This is a genomic window from Patescibacteria group bacterium (assembly GCA_041645165.1).
GTDB lineage: Bacteria > Patescibacteriota > Patescibacteriia > 2-02-FULL-49-11 > 2-02-FULL-49-11 > 2-02-FULL-49-11.
The window spans coordinates 116,434-134,860 of record JBAZQN010000001.1 but is presented as its reverse complement, the minus strand read 5'-3'; the positions used below and the strand labels follow the sequence as shown (position 1 = coordinate 134,860).

Annotated in this window: 20 protein-coding genes; all 20 read right to left on the bottom strand. The window is 41.4% G+C overall.

Annotated elements, in window-relative coordinates:
* Positions 1–5: 5 nt before the first annotated feature.
* A complete protein-coding gene (locus WC659_00655; GenBank protein MFA4872432.1) occupies positions 6–1,292 on the bottom strand; it encodes a glycosyltransferase family 4 protein in 1,287 nt (428 codons plus the stop codon).
* Positions 1,289–2,140, bottom strand: a complete 852-nt coding sequence (gene rfbD, locus WC659_00650; protein ID MFA4872431.1) for a dTDP-4-dehydrorhamnose reductase — start codon at positions 2,138–2,140, stop codon at positions 1,289–1,291. Before rfbD ends, WC659_00655 begins: the two co-directional genes overlap by 4 nt.
* 167 nt (positions 2,141–2,307) lie before the next feature.
* The gene (locus WC659_00645; GenBank protein ID MFA4872430.1) at positions 2,308–3,420 is read right to left on the bottom strand and encodes a glycosyltransferase family 4 protein; all 1,113 of its coding nucleotides are present in this window, start codon (positions 3,418–3,420) and stop codon (positions 2,308–2,310) included.
* A 24-nt stretch (positions 3,421–3,444) separates the two neighbouring features.
* The gene (locus WC659_00640) at positions 3,445–4,584 is read right to left on the bottom strand and encodes a glycosyltransferase family 4 protein (GenBank protein ID MFA4872429.1); all 1,140 of its coding nucleotides are present in this window, start codon (positions 4,582–4,584) and stop codon (positions 3,445–3,447) included.
* A gap of 8 nt (positions 4,585–4,592) precedes the next feature.
* Positions 4,593–5,003: a response regulator gene (locus tag WC659_00635; GenBank protein ID MFA4872428.1), complete on the bottom strand. Its 411-nt coding sequence runs from the start codon at positions 5,001–5,003 to the stop codon at positions 4,593–4,595.
* An 11-nt stretch (positions 5,004–5,014) separates the two neighbouring features.
* On the bottom strand, positions 5,015–5,788 hold the full coding sequence (locus WC659_00630) for a HAMP domain-containing sensor histidine kinase (GenBank protein ID MFA4872427.1): 774 nt from the start codon (positions 5,786–5,788) through the stop codon (positions 5,015–5,017).
* A 158-nt stretch (positions 5,789–5,946) separates the two neighbouring features.
* Positions 5,947–7,083, bottom strand: coding sequence for a glycosyltransferase family 4 protein (locus WC659_00625; protein MFA4872426.1), 1,137 nt, complete (start codon positions 7,081–7,083; stop codon positions 5,947–5,949).
* A gap of 165 nt (positions 7,084–7,248) precedes the next feature.
* Entirely contained in the window at positions 7,249–7,716 is a 468-nt protein-coding gene (locus WC659_00620) for a GtrA family protein (protein ID MFA4872425.1), read from the bottom strand.
* Positions 7,700–8,872 (bottom strand): glycosyltransferase family 4 protein, encoded by a 1,173-nt coding sequence (locus tag WC659_00615; protein ID MFA4872424.1) that lies wholly within the window; start codon positions 8,870–8,872, stop codon positions 7,700–7,702. The genes WC659_00620 and WC659_00615 overlap by 17 nt, the downstream gene beginning before the upstream one ends.
* Before the next feature lie 53 nt (positions 8,873–8,925).
* Positions 8,926–9,834 carry a methyltransferase domain-containing protein gene (locus WC659_00610; GenBank protein ID MFA4872423.1) on the bottom strand — a complete coding sequence of 303 codons (909 nt, stop codon included), beginning with the start codon at positions 9,832–9,834 and terminating at the stop codon, positions 8,926–8,928.
* Positions 9,835–9,863: 29 nt separating this feature from the next.
* Entirely contained in the window at positions 9,864–10,253 is a 390-nt protein-coding gene (locus tag WC659_00605; GenBank protein ID MFA4872422.1) for a hypothetical protein, read from the bottom strand.
* A gap of 225 nt (positions 10,254–10,478) precedes the next feature.
* Complete coding sequence (locus tag WC659_00600) at positions 10,479–10,991, bottom strand: GNAT family N-acetyltransferase (protein ID MFA4872421.1); 513 nt, start codon at positions 10,989–10,991, stop codon at positions 10,479–10,481.
* Positions 10,992–11,159: 168 nt separating this feature from the next.
* The gene (locus WC659_00595; GenBank protein ID MFA4872420.1) at positions 11,160–11,681 is read right to left on the bottom strand and encodes an SET domain-containing protein-lysine N-methyltransferase; all 522 of its coding nucleotides are present in this window, start codon (positions 11,679–11,681) and stop codon (positions 11,160–11,162) included.
* 227 nt (positions 11,682–11,908) lie between these two features.
* A complete protein-coding gene (locus WC659_00590) occupies positions 11,909–12,697 on the bottom strand; it encodes a hypothetical protein (protein ID MFA4872419.1) in 789 nt (262 codons plus the stop codon).
* Between the two features lie 278 nt (positions 12,698–12,975).
* Positions 12,976–13,629, bottom strand: coding sequence for an alpha/beta hydrolase (locus tag WC659_00585; protein MFA4872418.1), 654 nt, complete (start codon positions 13,627–13,629; stop codon positions 12,976–12,978).
* A 272-nt stretch (positions 13,630–13,901) separates the two neighbouring features.
* Positions 13,902–14,594 (bottom strand): hypothetical protein, encoded by a 693-nt coding sequence (locus WC659_00580; GenBank protein MFA4872417.1) that lies wholly within the window; start codon positions 14,592–14,594, stop codon positions 13,902–13,904.
* A gap of 241 nt (positions 14,595–14,835) precedes the next feature.
* Positions 14,836–15,489: a DUF4190 domain-containing protein gene (locus WC659_00575; GenBank protein MFA4872416.1), complete on the bottom strand. Its 654-nt coding sequence runs from the start codon at positions 15,487–15,489 to the stop codon at positions 14,836–14,838.
* A 273-nt stretch (positions 15,490–15,762) separates the two neighbouring features.
* Positions 15,763–16,341, bottom strand: coding sequence for a PsbP-related protein (locus WC659_00570; protein MFA4872415.1), 579 nt, complete (start codon positions 16,339–16,341; stop codon positions 15,763–15,765).
* 193 nt (positions 16,342–16,534) lie between these two features.
* Positions 16,535–17,482, bottom strand: a complete 948-nt coding sequence (locus WC659_00565; protein MFA4872414.1) for a GDP-mannose 4,6-dehydratase — start codon at positions 17,480–17,482, stop codon at positions 16,535–16,537.
* Between the two features lie 144 nt (positions 17,483–17,626).
* On the bottom strand, positions 17,627–18,424 hold the full coding sequence (locus WC659_00560) for a hypothetical protein (GenBank protein MFA4872413.1): 798 nt from the start codon (positions 18,422–18,424) through the stop codon (positions 17,627–17,629).
* Between the last annotated feature and the right edge of the window lie 3 nt (positions 18,425–18,427).

Here is an 18,427-nt window from a genome sequence, read left to right as displayed (position 1 = left end):
TGCTATTAACGCGGTAATAAAGATTGCATGATATTTAGAAATCTATTCACCATTACCTCATACGTATAGAGTTCAATGACGCGCGCGCGAGCCGCTTGGCCCATACGCTGCTTTAAGGTTTCATCTTTCAGTATTGTGATGATGGCATTGGAAAGCGCATTCGCATCATTTACGGGCACCACCATACCGCTCACGTTATCCTTGTTTATTTCCGGGCTTGCTCCTGCATCGCTCGTCACCACGGGCACGCCACAGGACATGGCCTCTATCGTCACTTGACCAAACGCTTCCATCCAAAGGGATGGTACCACAAATACATCAGACGCGTTTAAATAGGCAACAAGTTCATTCAATGGCTTTTTGCCTACCAATTGGACATATGGTTCGATGTGAAGTTCTCTGCACACACGCTTGATGCGTTCCATCTCCCCTCCTCCACCAATAATAACAAGTGTAGCGCCAGGCACTGACTGCACTACCGCAGGAAGGGCAGAGAGCAGCCACCCAATCCCTTTTTCCGCAAAATTCAACCGACCGATGAAACTAATAATATTATGACCGTTCAATCCTAATTTTTCACGCAATGCCTTTTTCTCAATCCCTAACGGCTTGAAGGCCTCCTCTTCTATTGCCACGCCAATGGTATCCGCTTTCGCGCGGTCTAATCCCAATGACACCGCTTCATCCACTGCGGCATTGCTTAAAAATACAATCTTATCAGCCTTCTGATATATCGTGCGCGCGTAATGGACCTGAATTCCAAGGTCAAGGAGATAACGTATAACTGGATCAATCAAATGTTGGAGCTTGGCCTTTTGTAAAACCTTATACCACCGATGAGATTTAAAAATATCCGCAATCGTGCGTTCAAAATGCCACCGCCACGCGGTGATCTGGCGGAATATGAGGGGAATACCCAATTGTTCCTTTATTTGGCAAAGCGCGTAGCCAGTTTCGCGCGCCTGCCAAACATAGACGAGATCGCACTTCAATTTCTTCACAAGATGCAGTACCTTACGCTGCGTTCGGTGCATATACCATCGCCGCATGAGACGATTCAACGGCCACGCCCACGCTTTATTGAGCATCGGAGGCCAAGTGCGATGTAGTATAATGCCATCAACTTTCACGCTTCCCCTTCGTGTCATGGTGAGCCACGGGCATACGACATGCACCTCATGGCCTTTCAGCGCCACACGACGCATTTTTTCGATAAAATAATGATACGTGCCAAGATGCTCGCCTATCTCCTGTTCTGTGCCAAATTTATATGCGACAATTAAAAGTTTCATAAGACGCGTTCTTTAATATAATTCTGAAGCGCAGTTTTCCAATCGCTCATCAATGAAAAAAGTTCAATGCGTTCGCTGGTAAGCGCTGAATATGAAGGTCGCTGCGCAAGTAGAGAAAAATCTTTCCTCAAAGCTGGCACCACCCGTACCGGCAATCCCGCAAGCTCAATAATTGCTTGAGTAAACTCATAACGACTGACCTCGCCCACATTTACCAAATGCAGAAGTCCGCGCTGATTCTGTTCAATAAGAGATATAAGTGCCTGTGTAAACTCTTGGGCATAGGTAGGGGAATAAATTTGATCTGTGGTTGCGCGTATCTCTTCCTGTGATCTCGCGCGCGTGAGCACTTTTTCAACGTAATTCGAGTAATTCGAGCCCATACTCTTCTTGCCGTATAATCCTGAGGTTCGTAAGATTAAATATTCGCAGCCGCTCTCTATAATCTTTCGCTCTCCTTCAAGCTTAGTAATGCCATAATAATTTATTGCATGCGGCGTATCTGATTCATTGTAGGGTTTTTTCCTTGTTTCATCATATCCAAAGACATAATCAGTGCTCACCTGTACTAAGAGACTGTTTAAACTCTTACAAACTTTTGCGAGCAGGCAAGGCGCATCTTCATTTATTTTTACGGCTAATGCTCTATTTATTTCACATCCATCCACATCAGTCATTGCTGCCGCATTAATTACTACATTAGGATGTGCTTCAGATATCTTTGGGGCAATCGAATCAATTTGTGTAAGATCCAATTCGCCCCTTCCCCATTTCAATGTTTCTTTTGGCAACACGTCTCCCAAGGCTTCGCCTAATTGCCCTTGTGCGCCCAGCAATAATATACTCATACCCAGTATATCAACATCCAACGCCAAACGTGGCTGGTATTAGATAAATCCTAGAATAGATACGACCTTGGTGCTGTGATACATATTAATGTTTAAAAAACGTTTGGCGATTGATGAGGGAGGCTCTGAATACGCCTTTACTACACTCAGGTAGATCCCCTCATATCTTATCCATTCTCTGTATAAAGTATCTGCCTCCCTCTTGGATGTTGTATGACTGGGCATATTTTTGATAAGATCCTTGCGACAAGCTGCTTCAAATCATGATCGCGCACAACCACGGCGCGCAATGCTCCCCCTAATTGCCTGCGCGCCTCCAGTGGCATTGTGATTAATCTTTCAATCGCCTCTGCTACCGCGCGCGGATTACAAGATACATATAAATGAGGGTCAATCTGCGCTAATATCCCCTGAAACGCTTCATTGGAAGTAATAACCGGCACACCGCACGCCATTGCTTCCAGCACGGCTTTATCGAGCGAGCCAGTGCCTGACAAATTTATAAACACATGTGCATTCCTGTACTCGGCCACAATGTCATTATGAGGCACAGGGCCGGTAAATTGTATCACTTGATCCAATCCTTTTTCATGAACTAATGTTTTCAATTCATTCTCATACCACGCATGTTCTTTCAAACCCGGCCCGCCTACGATACGCATTTTTAAATTGTTAAATCGTGGTAGTGCTAATAGAGCCGCATCTATAAGCACCGCATATCCTTTCACGGGGGAAAGCCTGCCCGCACTGAGGATGGTGAATACATTGCTTGAAGTATGGGTATCTGAAGGCTTGAAAATGTTCGTGTCAATGCCGTGGCCAACAATAGAAATGGGCCTCTTGGTTTTTAATCTAAAACTTTCCTTTGACGCAGTAAAAATGCCGTTGCACAGCGCAGTCGCGAGCCTTAATTTAATATCTACATGCTTATGCATGTACCAAAGATAGATTTTTTTATTAAATAGCTTTGCGAAAGGCGCTGCGATGATGGCATATACGGGGTGCTGGTGAATAAAAATCGCATCGCACTTGGGAATAAGTGATAAAAGTAATTTACAAAATACAAAAAAATCTTGTACGCGGTTCTTCTCCGCCTTGCGCACTGATCGTATCATCACGTTATCCGCCAAGCCCTCATCGGCACTCGGCTCTAAGGTAATCACCGCCAACTGACCACTGACAACTGACAACTGAACACTGAATTCCTTTATCCATTTCCAGGTAAAACCCGCAAGCGGATGATTGCGGTCCACGCGCCGCGTGATAAATAAGAGGTTCATACGATGGTATCTCAAAACTCAAAACTAATGTATCGCGATATGCTTCCATAACCGCACGATCTTTTCAGTATTTTTCTCACCGTCAAATGCATTCATTACATGTGCAAACGCCTCTTTTCCCAATTCCTCGGCAAGCACAGGATTCTGGAGCAAATCTGCCATTTTTTGCGCAAATGCGTGCATATCACCTTGGGGTACGAGATATCCTGTGATACCAGTCTTTATAATCTCTGATGCCCCGTGGGTGTCTGTCGCGACTGCCGCCTTCCCTGCGACACCTGCTTCCACAAGGACTTTTCCAAAGCTTTCGCTGCGGGACGCCAGCGCCACGCACCGCGCTGCATGATAATACGGGGGAAGTTGCTCTGTGGCAACGCGCCCTACAAAGGTTACTGATGATTCGAGTTTATGCTCCCTCACCCATGCTTCTAATCCTGCTCTCTCGCTCCCCTCACCGATAATTGCCAGATGAGCAGTTATTTGCTCTTTCTGCAGAAGTTCCCACGCGAGAAGCAGTTGGTCAAATCCCTTCTCTCGCTCAAGCCTTCCGACGGACAGCACAAACGGAGATGGTATTTTCCGCTGTACGTCTTCTAAGGCTTTAGGATCGCATTGTGAAAATAATTCAAGATTCACAGGAACAGGTATCACATGTATCCGATTCGCGCGAACCCCTCGCGCGATGAGCTCATTTCGTAAATAATGCGAAACAACCCTGACTGCATCTGCTTTTTTAAATGAGTAGGTAATGAGCGGAAGATACCACCGATACCACCACTTCTTCTCAGAAAACCAATCATCCCACCAAATACCATGCACGGTGACGAGTAGCGGCAACCGCGAATACCATTTCAATAGAAGAAGGACTGGTGCGGCGAGGTCCTGCGCAATAATCAAATTGATGCGTTGGGCGCGCCGGATTATTCGATAATAATAAAAAATAGAACGCGCATGTCCTGCGAGCCCCTTCGCATTGGTCGGATATGTCTCAAGCCTCTCATCTACTTTTAAATGCTGGTACCCGGACGGCGTTACCACTACCACCGAGAGCGACCCCTGCAGCAGCGCCGCATATTTTTTATGCCGCTCAACCGCGTCTGTCCCCCCCTCGCCCACCAAACTCCGGTCAAACGAGACCATGAACACATTCTGTTGAGTAGCCATATCTGTTTTCACGTAATTGGACTTTGTAGTTTTCTATATTTTTCAAATGCAGGCCTCTTTGCTATCTCGATTATTTTTCCCACGACTTCCTGAAGCGTGTAATCCGCTTTCACAAGATAATCGGTCCCCCCTGATGCTACAATAGCGGCTATAGTATTTTCATCGGAAAGATTTGTAAGGACGACCAAGGGTGTCGTTTTCAGCTTATCATCCGCCTTGATATTTTTTAACAGTTCAAATCCGTCTATTTTTGGAAGCACAAGATCCAATACAATCATATCAAGAGCCGGGTGTTTTGAGAGAATCTGCCATCCTTGATCACCGTCCTCTGCCGTGAACACTGAACATTTTTTCCTTTTAAACTCTTCTTCCAATGCCATTAATAACATCTTTTCGTCTTCGATAATTAGGACATTCATATGTGATAGGTTTAATTATGAGCGCGTCTTCGCTTCTTCTTAAGATGCGGCTCACATAATGCGGGTTGATTTTTTTTAGATATTGGCAAGGCCACGCGGAACGTAGAACCTTTGCCTTCCTGCGAAGTGAAGCTGATCGATCCGCCGGATGCGGCCACAATCGCGTGAGCAATAAAAAGCCCTAAGCCCGTGCCTTCTGTGCGCATGCGTACGATGTTGCTCCCCCTGAAAAATTGCTGGAATATTTTTGTGCGCTCATCGCTCGGGATGCCTACGCCAGTATCCTGGATTTCGAATGCGATGTGGTGATTCTTGTAGTCTACCCGAACAATGATCAATCCCCCGTCTACCATGTAGCGCACTGCATTATCGAAGAGGGTCCGTATCACCTGGCGAATCTTGTCCTCATCCGCATTCACACACGTGCGCTGCGACGTGTCAAATTTTGAAACTACGGTAATTTGCGCCGACTGGATAATTGGCTTCACCTCTTTTATCACCGATGCCACCATCTGTTCAAAGATAAAAGGATGCGATGACAGACGAAAAGTTTTTTGGGTAATTTTGGAAACAATGAGCAGGTCGTTCACAAGGCGGATCATCCTTTCATTTGACTTGTAAATTTCGCTTAAAAATTCTCGCTGCCGACTGGTGAGTTTCCCTGCGTTGCCCGCGATAAGCATCTCGAGAAACCACTTCATGGCAGAAAGCGGCGTCCTCAATTGGTGGGAAGCAATGGTCACGAAATCAAATTTCATGGATGGACGCTTTGTCCTTGTGTGCATAGCAGTCAAGTATATTGCTACTAATTAGTTCTCTGTAGCGTCGCAGCTTGTCTGCGACATGGTGGATGGCAGATAAACTGCCACGCTACTCTATGCTTTACCTTGGACGGAGGATTGAAATTCCGATACGATAAATTATTCTTTAATTCAGTATAGCATTACCATGAAATTTTGAGGAGCGCAATTGTTTTACCAATTATGCATTCCCAGCGATACTGGGCAAGAGACTGCGCGCCATTTGCGCGCATGCGCTGCCTCAAGTCGGCATCAAGCGCAAGCGCAAGTATGCCGTTTGATAACGCGGCGTTATCCTTATAGGGCACGACAAGGCCGTTTTCACCGTTTCGCACAATGCCGGTATTTCCAGGTATATCGCTTACGAGCACAGGAATGCCCGCTGCCCACGCTTCCAGCACTAAATGGGGGAATCCTTCATACCCCGAGGGAAGCGCGAACACAGACGCTTGTTGCCAATAACGCGCGAGGTTCTCACGCGGCACTGATCCCGTAAAATGCGTCTGTACGGCCACGTTTGATTGTCGCGCTAGATTTTCTAAATATCTTCGCTCAGGGCCGTCTCCAACGATGGTAAGCGTGGCATGAGGATACGATTTCAACACAGTCTGAAACGCATGTATAAGATCAGAAAACCCTTTCCATGGCACAAGGCGCCCGATGGCGAGGATGGACAATAAATTCTCCTGGTGCGGCAATTCTGAAATGGGAGCCTTGATCGCATTGGATATCACTGTTACATGGTTTTCGTTTGCACCCCAACCTATCACCACATTTTTTAAGAAATTGCTTGGGACAACGATATGATCGGCTCTTTTCACCACCAACCGTTCTATACGCGTTAAAATACCCACCCAACCTTTGTGGGTCTTGTGCTGGAATTCTTCAAATGATTCCGGTTGCTGCACACGCTGACAATGTGTTTCCCATGCCCTGTCGCCGGGAACGCGTATAATGACCCGACATTTTCTCAACCAACCGACAGCCACCGCCGGAAGGCCGCTTGCGACCGGTCCCATCGCATATATCACACCACCTGTTTTTGATAACCGCAAAAGAGTATAAAAATAGTTAAGAGAACGGCCAAAGACATTTTTCTTCCGATCAATCACGATTGTTTCTTCATTTTTAATTTCTTCCTTATCACCAAACGTGAGCAATGTAACAGTATAACCATGCAACAATAACTGCTCCCGCAATTCACGCGCATACGTCGCCGGCCCGCCGATATCTGGCGGGTATATTTCACATGCGAAAATTATTTTTTTTCTTTCATTCATACCCGCCTAAATTTTGCATCCTTTCATGTGCGTTACACTGGGATAATAACCTTGAGTCTTAAGATACAACAAACTCATTATTGCTGGCAAAATTTGGGCGGGCATAATGCCACCATACTTAATTTTCTAGCCATGGCCACCATAATACGTAAGTAATGTTTCCAATCATCTCTCCAGAGTCCGGTGCGTCGTAAAGGTAAAATGCTTAAAGGTGACGCGGCGGTTTAAAGTATAATTCCATGCCCACGCGATGACAATAGCAATAACCTTTGCTGCCATATACCAAAGATGAATCAAACCAATGCATGCCACGAACGTTCCATAGTTGATGGCAGTGCCGATGGCTGCTACGGTCAAGAAAGTTAAAAATTCTTTTACCAATGGGCCTTTGCTTTTGAAAGACCAATAACGGCTTATAGAGAAATTAATAGATATGCCAAAAAAAATCGAAACCGCGCCCGCGAGAAATGGATGGAGATGAGCATATTCCACTAAAGACCACACAATTATAAGGTCTGCCACTGCCGCCATCCCTCCTGCGATTGCATAACGCAAAAAAAGTTCCAATTCCAGGTGCGCACGGCCGCCCAGCGACGCCGCGTAGGTGAGCATTTTATCAAGAAATTTTAACATAATTTTGGAATAAATTATTCATCGCATGAGCCACGACATCCCATGAATATTTTTCTAGTGCGAGCTTCCGGGCTTCCTGAATTAATTTCTGTTTCAATTCAGGATTGCTGCATAATCGTGCAATAGAATCTTTTAGTGCTTCTGGATCGTCAGGCGGCACCATTAAGCCTGTGCGTTCATGCGTCAAAAAATCGGGGATGCCACCTACCGGCGTGCCGATCACCGGGATGCCTGATGCCATTGCCTCAAGAAACGCATTTCCCAAACCTTCAGACCGTGACGGGCGGATAAAAATATCAGCGGCGCCGTAATATTTTGGCAATTCTTGATACGGAATTTCACCTAAAAATTTCACTTGAGTATTTATGCCAAGTTTATACGATAACTTTCTCAATTCCGTTTCCTGAGGCCCTTTACCTAAAATAAGCAATACGCCGTTTCCTCCTCGTTGCCGCCATACCGAAAAGCCTTTTATCAATGTATCAATGCCGTTTTTACTCACTAAACGCGATGCGGTGATGACGACTGTCTCATCATCACTTAATCCTAATTCCTGCCGCAGCCTCCTTCGTTCCTCATCACTGATTCGTTCAAAAAAAACACTATCGACTCCATTGGGGATAATTCTGATCTCTCCGCGCGCGCCATATTTCTTCGCGCGCTCTGCCAAGTATTTTGATATCGCCTGAATCGCGTTTGCCTGTGAGAACACTTTCTTATACAACGGCTGCCAAAACCAGGTGCGCCAGCCCCAAAATGATTCTGAATCCCCGCTTTGCATAGTGAGGATATATGGCATATTAGGGAATCGCTGATGATAAAGAGCCGCGGCTATGCCGCCATACGATTCCAGCATGCCCCACACGCAGGCAGGCTTGGAAAACCGCGCTTCTCTGTAAGCGTGCTTCAGGGCCGCCAACGGGTATGCGTATTGGCCCAGGTAACGGTTGCGGGAGCCCACTCTCACCACGCGCACATTGTCCTTCTCCTCGATATCCGGTAATTTTACATAATCAAAATTCTTCATAGCACGCGCCGTTACAACGGTAAAAAAATATTGCGGCAACCGCCGCATAATCTCCTCAAGCGCAATCTCCGCGCCTCCCACATAAGGGCGGTACGCAAGGCTAAAGACGAGGATGTGGAGACGGGGCATGGCGAGAGAAGTGAGAGTTTAAAATTTGGTATCATTAATGAATATATTGGAATTTATTTTCTTCTTATTGTGAAAGTAATAGGGGTGGTGAGGGCTATGGGAATTTTAACAAGAATTTTCATTAAACCTGTAAATTTCAAAACTCTATATAGCGGGATGAAATATTTTTGCCTCTGCGCAAACATCGGATCGTTCTCCAATCTTAATAAGGTATTGTACAATGCATCTTTTTTAAACTCAATACTGAGATTTTTAATTTTGCATATACGTTTCAATTTACCAGTGGTAATAAAGTTCAGGCCGTTCCAAAGAGATGAGCTCCTTAGGCTTGGCTTGAAAAGCACGGTGAGTTTTGGATAAAAAGGGAAAAGCATCATCTTAAAATGCGGCTCATACGGTATAAGATAATTCACCGTGTTATGCACCATCAATCCATAAGGATCAAGGACGCTCTTCATGGCTGAAAAGGACTCATCGAGCTCTGGGATGTGCTCCAGGACATTATTTGAGAATATGATGTCAAATTGCTTGTTTAATTTTATACATTCTTTTGCTGAAAATGGATAAAAATGTGATTCATCAACATCTATTATTTTGAATAATTGCATCGCGGCATTAAAATATCCGTCAAAACCTGAATCTGAGGGCTCTATTCCATATATATTGATACCTGCTTTCTGAAGATATCCATATACGAATCCGAGCCCTCCCCCAATCTCTAAAACATCCTTTCCGGTGAGATCCAAATCATTTATGAGGGATAGGGTTAATTCTGCCTCTTCAAGAAACTGAATGAGGATTTTGTCAAATACCGCTCTTTCACTTAATATATTGTCAAATTTCAAAAATCGCTGATGACCTATAATTTGCTTTTTAAATAGAGGGTCGCCATATAACTTGTCGCTATGCAAAAGATAAAAATCAGTCAGTGAAATGTTCATTTTTAAACTTTTATTACCCATAACACGATTTTTTAAAATATCCACTTAATTCACTTTTTGGGCTTAAGATATATTAATGAACTAACATAAATTATCAGTAGAATCATTTCAACTATCGTTTGATTTCTTTTCCCTGGCGCACCAAGCTGAACAAAATCTATTTTCAAAATAATTCCAATGCTGAATATAATGGCAATAATCCCGCCGATTATAATTACATTGAGTGAATCAACATTTTTTACCGGGTCTCTGGCAATAGATAACAAGAGAAGACTGAGAACTATCGCGACTAAAGCTATAACGGTATCATGATACGGCTGATAAAGCACACCGTCATAAAACGGAAAAAGAGTAAGACCGAAAAAGTGAACGGTCGCTCCTACGAGATAATATAGCGCGCCTAAAATTAAAAGTAATTTAAGTGCTTGGGTTTTGTTCATAATTGCCTGTATTTTATTTCACTTAACCTATCGCAGTAAACGAAGTTTATTTTCCGACTTTAATTGATTAACTTTGTTATTTAAAATGAACTATTTTGATGCACATATCTTGTTATTTGCATGGACTAAAAAAAACGAATTTGAGTGAAGAAATTTTTTACTCCTTATTAATATTATAGATGAAAAAATCCTGAACCGTATACTCTTTGTTATATGAGGTATTTTTTATCGGTTATTCAATCGTTTTGTAAAATGTAAAGTTAGACTATCATCAACAACTATTTTTTGGCCATATTTAACTGACTTCTCATTATATTCAACCCCCAGTCCATCAGGTATAAAACCACGACGCACATACATTCGTTGTGCCGCATTATATCCGGGTGCTAGACCAACTCCGATACCCACAACTTTGGATTTTTTAGATATAATTTTTTCTGCCTCGTCCATTAGTTTAGTGCCAATTTTTTGTCGTTGATATTTTGGCAATACATTTAAGTCTACTACTTCAGGAATGTTACCATTTTTGAATGGTGGATAATTTGACTTCCAAACAATAGTTAAATAGCCAACAAATTTTTTATTTACAAAAGCCACCAACACTAATCGCTTCCCGACTTTTTGTTCAGTAAAATAATGTTTATATTGTGAAGCTGGCTTATTCCACCTGATTTCATTAAAGGCAGAAGAAATTATTTCTGCGTCGTGGTTTTGTAATTTCCTAATAAGTAGATGCATATTTTAGAAACCGATTAAAAATATTTCATATAACGTATCGCATTAACCGAAGTCGGCGAAGCTGATTTGGACGGAGCGAGGCGCAACCGAGCGGAGTTGGTTAATGCGTGTTATATTCTCCGCAGGACAGAATTTTAGTGCAACGTTCCAAAGGAAAATTTCAGAGTTTTATTTTTGCCCCCGTAACTTTAAGAATTTATTTTTATATTTTCTTTTCAATGATTGAGGAAGATATTTGTAATATTTTCTTTGTATCTCAATCGGCTGCTTCAAAAAGCATGTTGATAATGTGCCTCTGCAATTCTTTGAACCACACTTGCATTTTGTACTCCATAATTCTTTGTCAATTTGATCCATTGCATTAACACCATAATCATAAGTGAATTGCTCTCCTTTTTTAATATCTCTCATGGTAAAAAATTTACTTCTTGCAATGGTCTCATGCTTTACCAAAACATTTGGATCGCAAGAGTGGTTTATATACGCATAAGGGCGAGTACCAACAATGTATTTTCCCAGTCCTGCATAATCAACATGAAGATCTTCTTCTTCAGAAAGCTTAGCGTTCGGTTCAAGTTTCGGTAATTTTGATATATCAACACCAAAAATTAGTTCGCCTTTCTTGAAATTTTTATTAGCGAATAATCCGTTACCATGAATTTTAGATTTTTTTACTATGTATGACTTCATATGATCGGCTTAGAGAAAAGAAAATATAAATTTATCTATTCTAGAGGGCAGAAATAAAACTGAATATAACGTATGCGGATATGAGAAGTTGCGAAGCAATTTGTGTTGAGGCTCTGCAAGAGCCGAACCTCATATCCGCTGTTAGGCGAGGGTGAGCGACCAACGGGAACGAAAGCGCAGCGTCCCCTTGAGTTGAAAAATGGCAATTTTCTGTTCTGCTTCTATTATTATGCAAAGAAGGATATGGTTAGTATAGATACGCCAATACCGTATAAAACAATAAAAATCCATCTATTCTTCAACCAATATAAATAGTTAGGTTCTTGACTTTCAAAAATGCCTCGCACTTGTCGTTTAATAAAAGTCTTGTATAACTCTACTACTACTCTTTCAAATCCAGTAACGTTTAGTAATAACAAAAGTGGATTGTTGGTAAAACGAACAAGAATCACACCGCCAAGCATACCGACAATAGGGCTGCGTATAAATTTTTTAAACCTGAAACCCTCAAATTGAGAATCCTTTATAGCCCCGCCAGCCGCACTTAGCGTCCCGCCAATTAATCCAACAATTAATCCTGCCGTGATACTAGGTAACAGTAGAATACGAGAGATAAACTGAGTTAGTAAAATGAGGACTACTCCAGTAAGGACAGCTGCAAATAAAATTCCTGTAATGACTCTAATTGCAGGGGATTTAAATTGAATATGTAATCTCTCAAAAAGCTTGACATATTCTGGATGAGATTGTTTTCTGATGAACCCTTTATACACTTCGCCAGTAGCCCTTTCAACACTAAGAATCGTAAGAAGTAGCACCCCTAAATTATCAAAACTTAATATTTTGAAATTATCTAGATAATAAAACACTAATCCAGCCACTGAAGCGACGAGATAACTTCTTACAAATTTACGAAATACAAAATTTTCCCAAGGAGAGTCCTTGTATCCTTGCCAGCCGGTTACAATTGAAGCAGCCGCAACACCCATTAGTATGAATAAAAAGAGTTGGAACATATTTGTTAAATTTTGGTTGAAGAATTATATAAATCTTCCGAAAATTGCCATTTTTCAATTTCGTCTAACGTTTCCGAGTATGCGAAGTTTGCTTTTCGGATTTATTGGTTAATTATTTGAATTATCTTAATACTATTTTATCGCACTTTTCCTTAGATTACCACCTAACAGAGAAAAGCGAATTTGGGTCGAAAAGGTTTTGCGTTCCTTAATTTAGTTTCCAATAAGGCAAAACTTTTGAGCCGCATACTCGGTGTTGTGCGATGTAATAAAAACACCTACCGTTTCCGAATATCAGACTTAATCATTGCTACAATCTCTGGAAACTCAGATATTTGAAAATGACCTTTAATGTGCTTATAGACGAGAATATTTGCATTTTTTAACTTGGCGGCATATTTTTTGGCATGAGACACTGGCACTACCTCATCGTTTTTGGAAAATATCAAGGTCAACTTTTTGCAATTTTTTTCAAGAAGCGATAAGTCTAATTTGAGTTTGAAGCCGCCAGCCAGTGTTTCTGATGGCAAGGTGTTATCAAACGGCGGGCACACTAGATAAGCAGCCAGTATCTTTTTCGGAAATTTATGCTCGGACAAGTACTTGGCTAAAAATATGCCGCCAAGAGACTGGTCGATGAGAATTAAGTTATTTTTTAGCTTCGGGAAAAACCGTTCAAAATGTATCGCCCATTCAGCGAATGTTGCACCATCTTGCCGAGGCATGCGGGGTCTAATGATATGAAATTGTTTGCCTATCTTGTCATCAAGATAATTATCGTTCCATGCGAACTTTTTTTCAATAGACGGATTTCGTATCTTTAAAAAATGCAAATATTCACGTTTGTTTCTAAACGTATTTCCTCCATGAACATAAAATATCTGAGTTTTTGCGTAAGTCATGTTATTAAGGGTGTTTTTATTATTTTGCATAACGTTTCGGGATAAGCGATGTTCGCTTCCCGATTTGGTTGGTTAAATTGTTTTTGCTTCTTAATCGTTTTAAATTCACCAATAGTTGATGAACTTAAAACCAAAGGGAAGCGAATATGGGTGAGGGGCTGGCGCACTCATTATTATTAAACAAATCGCGCCAGCCCAGAACCGCTCATCCCGTGTTATGTGATGTAATCAAAAATCTCTCTACCTTATTATTCTTTTTGGCAAATTATTTTATTAATGGGGTGATTTATCTAAAAAAAATTTTATATCCTTGGGAATAAACTGCTAATTTCAGAGAGTTTTTTCCTAGTTTTTTCGAATTTAGTATCCAACCTTTGTTCCATTGTGTTAATATTGTTAAGGAGATTTTGAAACCCAGCATAAAGCATATGTTTAGATTTACGAAAAGCAAATATATCAACATCAGTCAAATATATATCCTCTTCATCTTTGTTTTGTTCGCCTTGGTCTCGATTATCTTCGATCTTCTTGCCCCACACATATTGTTCCTTTCGAAATATATCCCATAAAAAATAATCTTCCGAATGAAATTTATCATTTACATACATCAAGAGTGACTCAAACAAATCATCAAGTTTAGAGACAAGACAATCAGAGCGACTATCAAAATACATATCTTCAAGACTTTTACCTTCAATTCGGTTAACTATTGTGTATGTTCCTTCGGTATATTGCTTCCATTTTCCTCGAACAAATTGGGCCGGTACTATAAGATTGTAACCATCTCTTAATTCTCGAAATAGTTTTATACCCATATCGGCCGCTTCCTCTGGGCTAAGTTCAGATGTGGAAATATCTCTCGACGATGATCGAAGGGGAGCAAATCTTACTACATAATTATCATTGTCAACAAACTTGTATAGTTGTTTGGTTTCACCTTTAATGCCTTTTTCTATTGGTATATTAAAGGGCCGTTGATTTTCAATTTTTTCCATATTGTTAAAAATAATTTGCCAAAAATCTTTTAATAAAATATAAGAGAGATTTTGATTATTTCATATAACGTATCGGGATAAGCGAAGTTTTTACGGAGTGAAACGTAGTAAAAATTTGGGTGAGGGGCAAATGCAACTCATTAATGTAAGTAATAAATCGCATTTGCCCTGAACCGCTTATCCCGTGTTATACGCCGTCATAAAAAGCCTCTATTCCTTAATGTAAAATAATTTTGGCAATTTATTCTCCTAGTGCCGATGCCAAGTCTCCTTTTATTTCGAATTCGCAATAGCCAGATTTTACTTCTTTGCAGTTCTCCACATTCGTTTGTTCGAGATAGGCCTTGATAGTATAGATTTTACCGTCACTAAAGTATTCATAATATCTTTCCGGGTCTGATGGATCGGCAGTAATATACTGCGAGGAATCGTTACCTTTTATTTCAGATTCAAGAGAAGTAAAATCTGGCGATCCCTTTATCAGTTTAAACGGTCGAAAATTATTTTTTTCGTCTTTAGCGATAGGAAGTTTTTCAGTATCAAGGGCGTAAATTTGAATGGTGGTATTTAATATTCTTGCGTCGGCAATTCTTTTGGCATCACGTGATTTTACAGCTGCCGTATCAAGCTCTTGTTTGGCATTATCAATAAGACCAGTAACTTGGTTTTTAACTATTAGAACAGCATAAGCCATGCTAATAATTGCTAATATTATAGAAATATAAGCTAACCATTTTTTGCCATTTGAAAGAGTGTTGGTTTTACTGTTTTTAACCAAGGCGACAACACAAAGTATGATTGCTATAATGCCAAAAAGCAAGGGTGCCAAAAATAAACTTGCAACTACGAGAATAAAACTAATGATAATAAGTGTAGTTTCTGTTTTGTTGTTCATAATTTTGTTTCAGTTAATTATTATATTAAAACAAGTTATCTCGACCCGCCTAAAAAATAAATTGCCAAAGTTATTAATTAATTGTATTTGAGGCTTTTTATTATGGCGTATAACGTTCGCGTGTATGCGATGTTTGCTGGCTGTATAATATCGCGAAGCGATTCACCGCCAGCAAATATGGGCGGAGGCTTGCGGAGGTACGGAGCAAGCTGTCGCCGCATACACGCTGTTATGTGATGTAGCCAGAAATTTCTTTACCTTATTTTTTGCAATTTATTTTATGAACTTAAATGTCGAGAGGATTTGATTGAACTCTTCATCGTATGGTGTGACATCATAAGTAATGCCAATATTGTATACCTTTGAATCATACTTAACAAAAACCCATCTATCCAAATCAGGACTATTCCCACCTATATTCAAGTAAATAAGCTTGCCTTCAATGCCGTCGAGTGTAAATATTTGTTCTTTTTCAATCTTTGTTCCCTCGACGTAATTTTGGACATGTAAATCTATCGCTTTAGCTAAACCATTTTCAGATACAACATTAATCCAAGCGGTGTCATCGCCAAGACCAGGAACTCCCATACCCAGCGTTAATAAATTATTAGTGGTAGCAGTTAAGTCGCCTATATTCCAATTTTGAGGATAGGCAAATTCAAATTTAAAATTCTTATTTTGGTAAACTTTCCAACCAGTGGGGATTGTTGCAGTTGCGTTGCTATTAGGCTGTGTAGTTTGATTTGTGATTGGTTGCTGACCCGCATTTTTTGTCATTGTAAAGTATATTGTCGTGCCAGCAAGCACAACGACTACGACGATTAGGATCGTGATTACATTTTTTCTGTTCATAATTGTATTGGTTAGTTACTTAAACTGATTAAATCATATCATAAGCTATGTTCGACCCGAAATAAATTGCCAAAAAAATCTTAAAAGTAATAAAGAAATTTCTGGCTATTTTACATAACTAGTTATTATACGAACTGTTGGCGTATAAATGACTACTTTTGGTATGTTATACGAACGAACAATTAGCTACTATTTATGCTTGATTTTTAATTAATTCTTTCACCCACTCAATCGTCCTATCCACTCCTTCCTCAAAACTTACCTTTGGCTCCCAGCCGAGAAGGGTCTTTGCTTTGGTGATGTCCGGGCATCTGCGCTGGGGGTCGTTTTCGACGCGCGGTATGTGCGTGAAGGCTGCGTGAGGATTCACTTTTGCGCGAACTAATTCTGCGATGGAAAGAATGGTGCGCTCATCGGGATTGCCGATATTTATCGGCCCTTTCCCTATTCCTTTCTCCGCGAGCGCCTGAAGTCCTTTCATAATATCGCTCACATAACAGAAGCTCCTTGTCTGCAGACCGTCGCCGTGAATCGGCAATGGTTCGCTTCTCAATGCTTTTGAGATAAAATTAATGACCGGCCTGCCGTCATCAAGCGCCATCTGGGGTCCGAAGGTGTTGAATATCCGGGCTATCGCGCACTGCATTCCATACGTTTCCTGGTAATTAGTAATCATCGATTCAGCCGCGCGCTTTCCTTCGTCGTAACAGGCGCGCGGGCCAATGGGATTCACGTGTCCCCAATATTCCTCTTTTTGAGGATGCTCTTCAGGATCGCCGTAGACTTCCGAGGTGGAAGAAAAAATAAGAGCGCTTCCGTTCGCGCGGCAATACTCAAGCGCATGATAAGTGCCCCAAATATTTGTTTTCAAAGTAAATAATTTCTGTTCAAGGTATTTCCACGGAGAGGCAATGGCCGCGAGATGGTACACAAGATCTACTTTACCAAGTACAGGAGGCAAGGGTTCGCATACATCATGTATAATGAGAGAAAAATTGTTCTGCTTCAGAAGATCCCCAAGATTCTCTTTTTTTCCGGTCACAAAATTATCAAGACACACAACTTCGTGACCTTTTGTAAGTAGATCTTTGCAGAGATGAGCGCCGATAAAACCGGCACCGCCTGTAACAAGAATACGCATAATTTTAATAAATCTAAAGCCCCAATTTCAAATTTCTAATAAAATCTCAAATTCTAAATTCCAAACATTGAAATATTGGAATTTTGGCATTGGTCGTTCATTTGACATTTGAACTTTGAAATTTGGATTTACGGTTTGTGATTCTCACAAACCGTAAGGGTCTGCTTCTTTGTCCACGCCGCCGGTGAGCTCGTGGTTAATCTCCTCAAGCGTCTTTAATAGTTCCAAATTCACCCCCGTCTGTACAGCGAGCTGCAGGAGCGCGCGTGTGTCTTTGGGCAGGCATTTTTTGCCATACCCGCGATAGCCATCCTGATCTATATTAAAATGAGAAGGCCCGATCCGGGGATCGGCTGATGCCGCTTCTTTCACTAATTCATAATCGATTCCAAGCTTTTTACACAAGTCAAACATCTGGTTTGCGAAGATAACGCGCGTAGCTAAGAAGGTATTCCCGAAATATTTCACCATCTCTGCCTCTTTTGCCGGAACAATTTTGCTAAACGACGCGGGAGGGAGGATTCCCATTAATTCACGGGCTGCGGCTTCACTCTGCGCAGTAGTGCCGATAATCTGCCTGTCCGGATTTTTGAAATCCTCATTAGCTGATGCCTCGCGCAGGAATTCAGGATTGAAAAGGAATTTATGCTGGGGATATTGCGCCTGCAAGGCATCCGTAGTGCCCGGGATGACGGTTGATTTTATGACCACTGTCTTCCCTTCCTTCAATAGTGAAATTGCGTCATGCACATAAGACAGATCAAACCCTACGCCATCTTTCATAAATGGCGTGGGAACGCACACGAATACGATATCTGCATCATTAATTTTTTCCTTATTCTGCGGATATTTCCGCGGGCTGTAAGGAATAGCATCGGGATAGTACGCGTACACCGCGCCGCCGACCATTCCGACTCCTATAATGCCTAACTTAAATTTCATAAT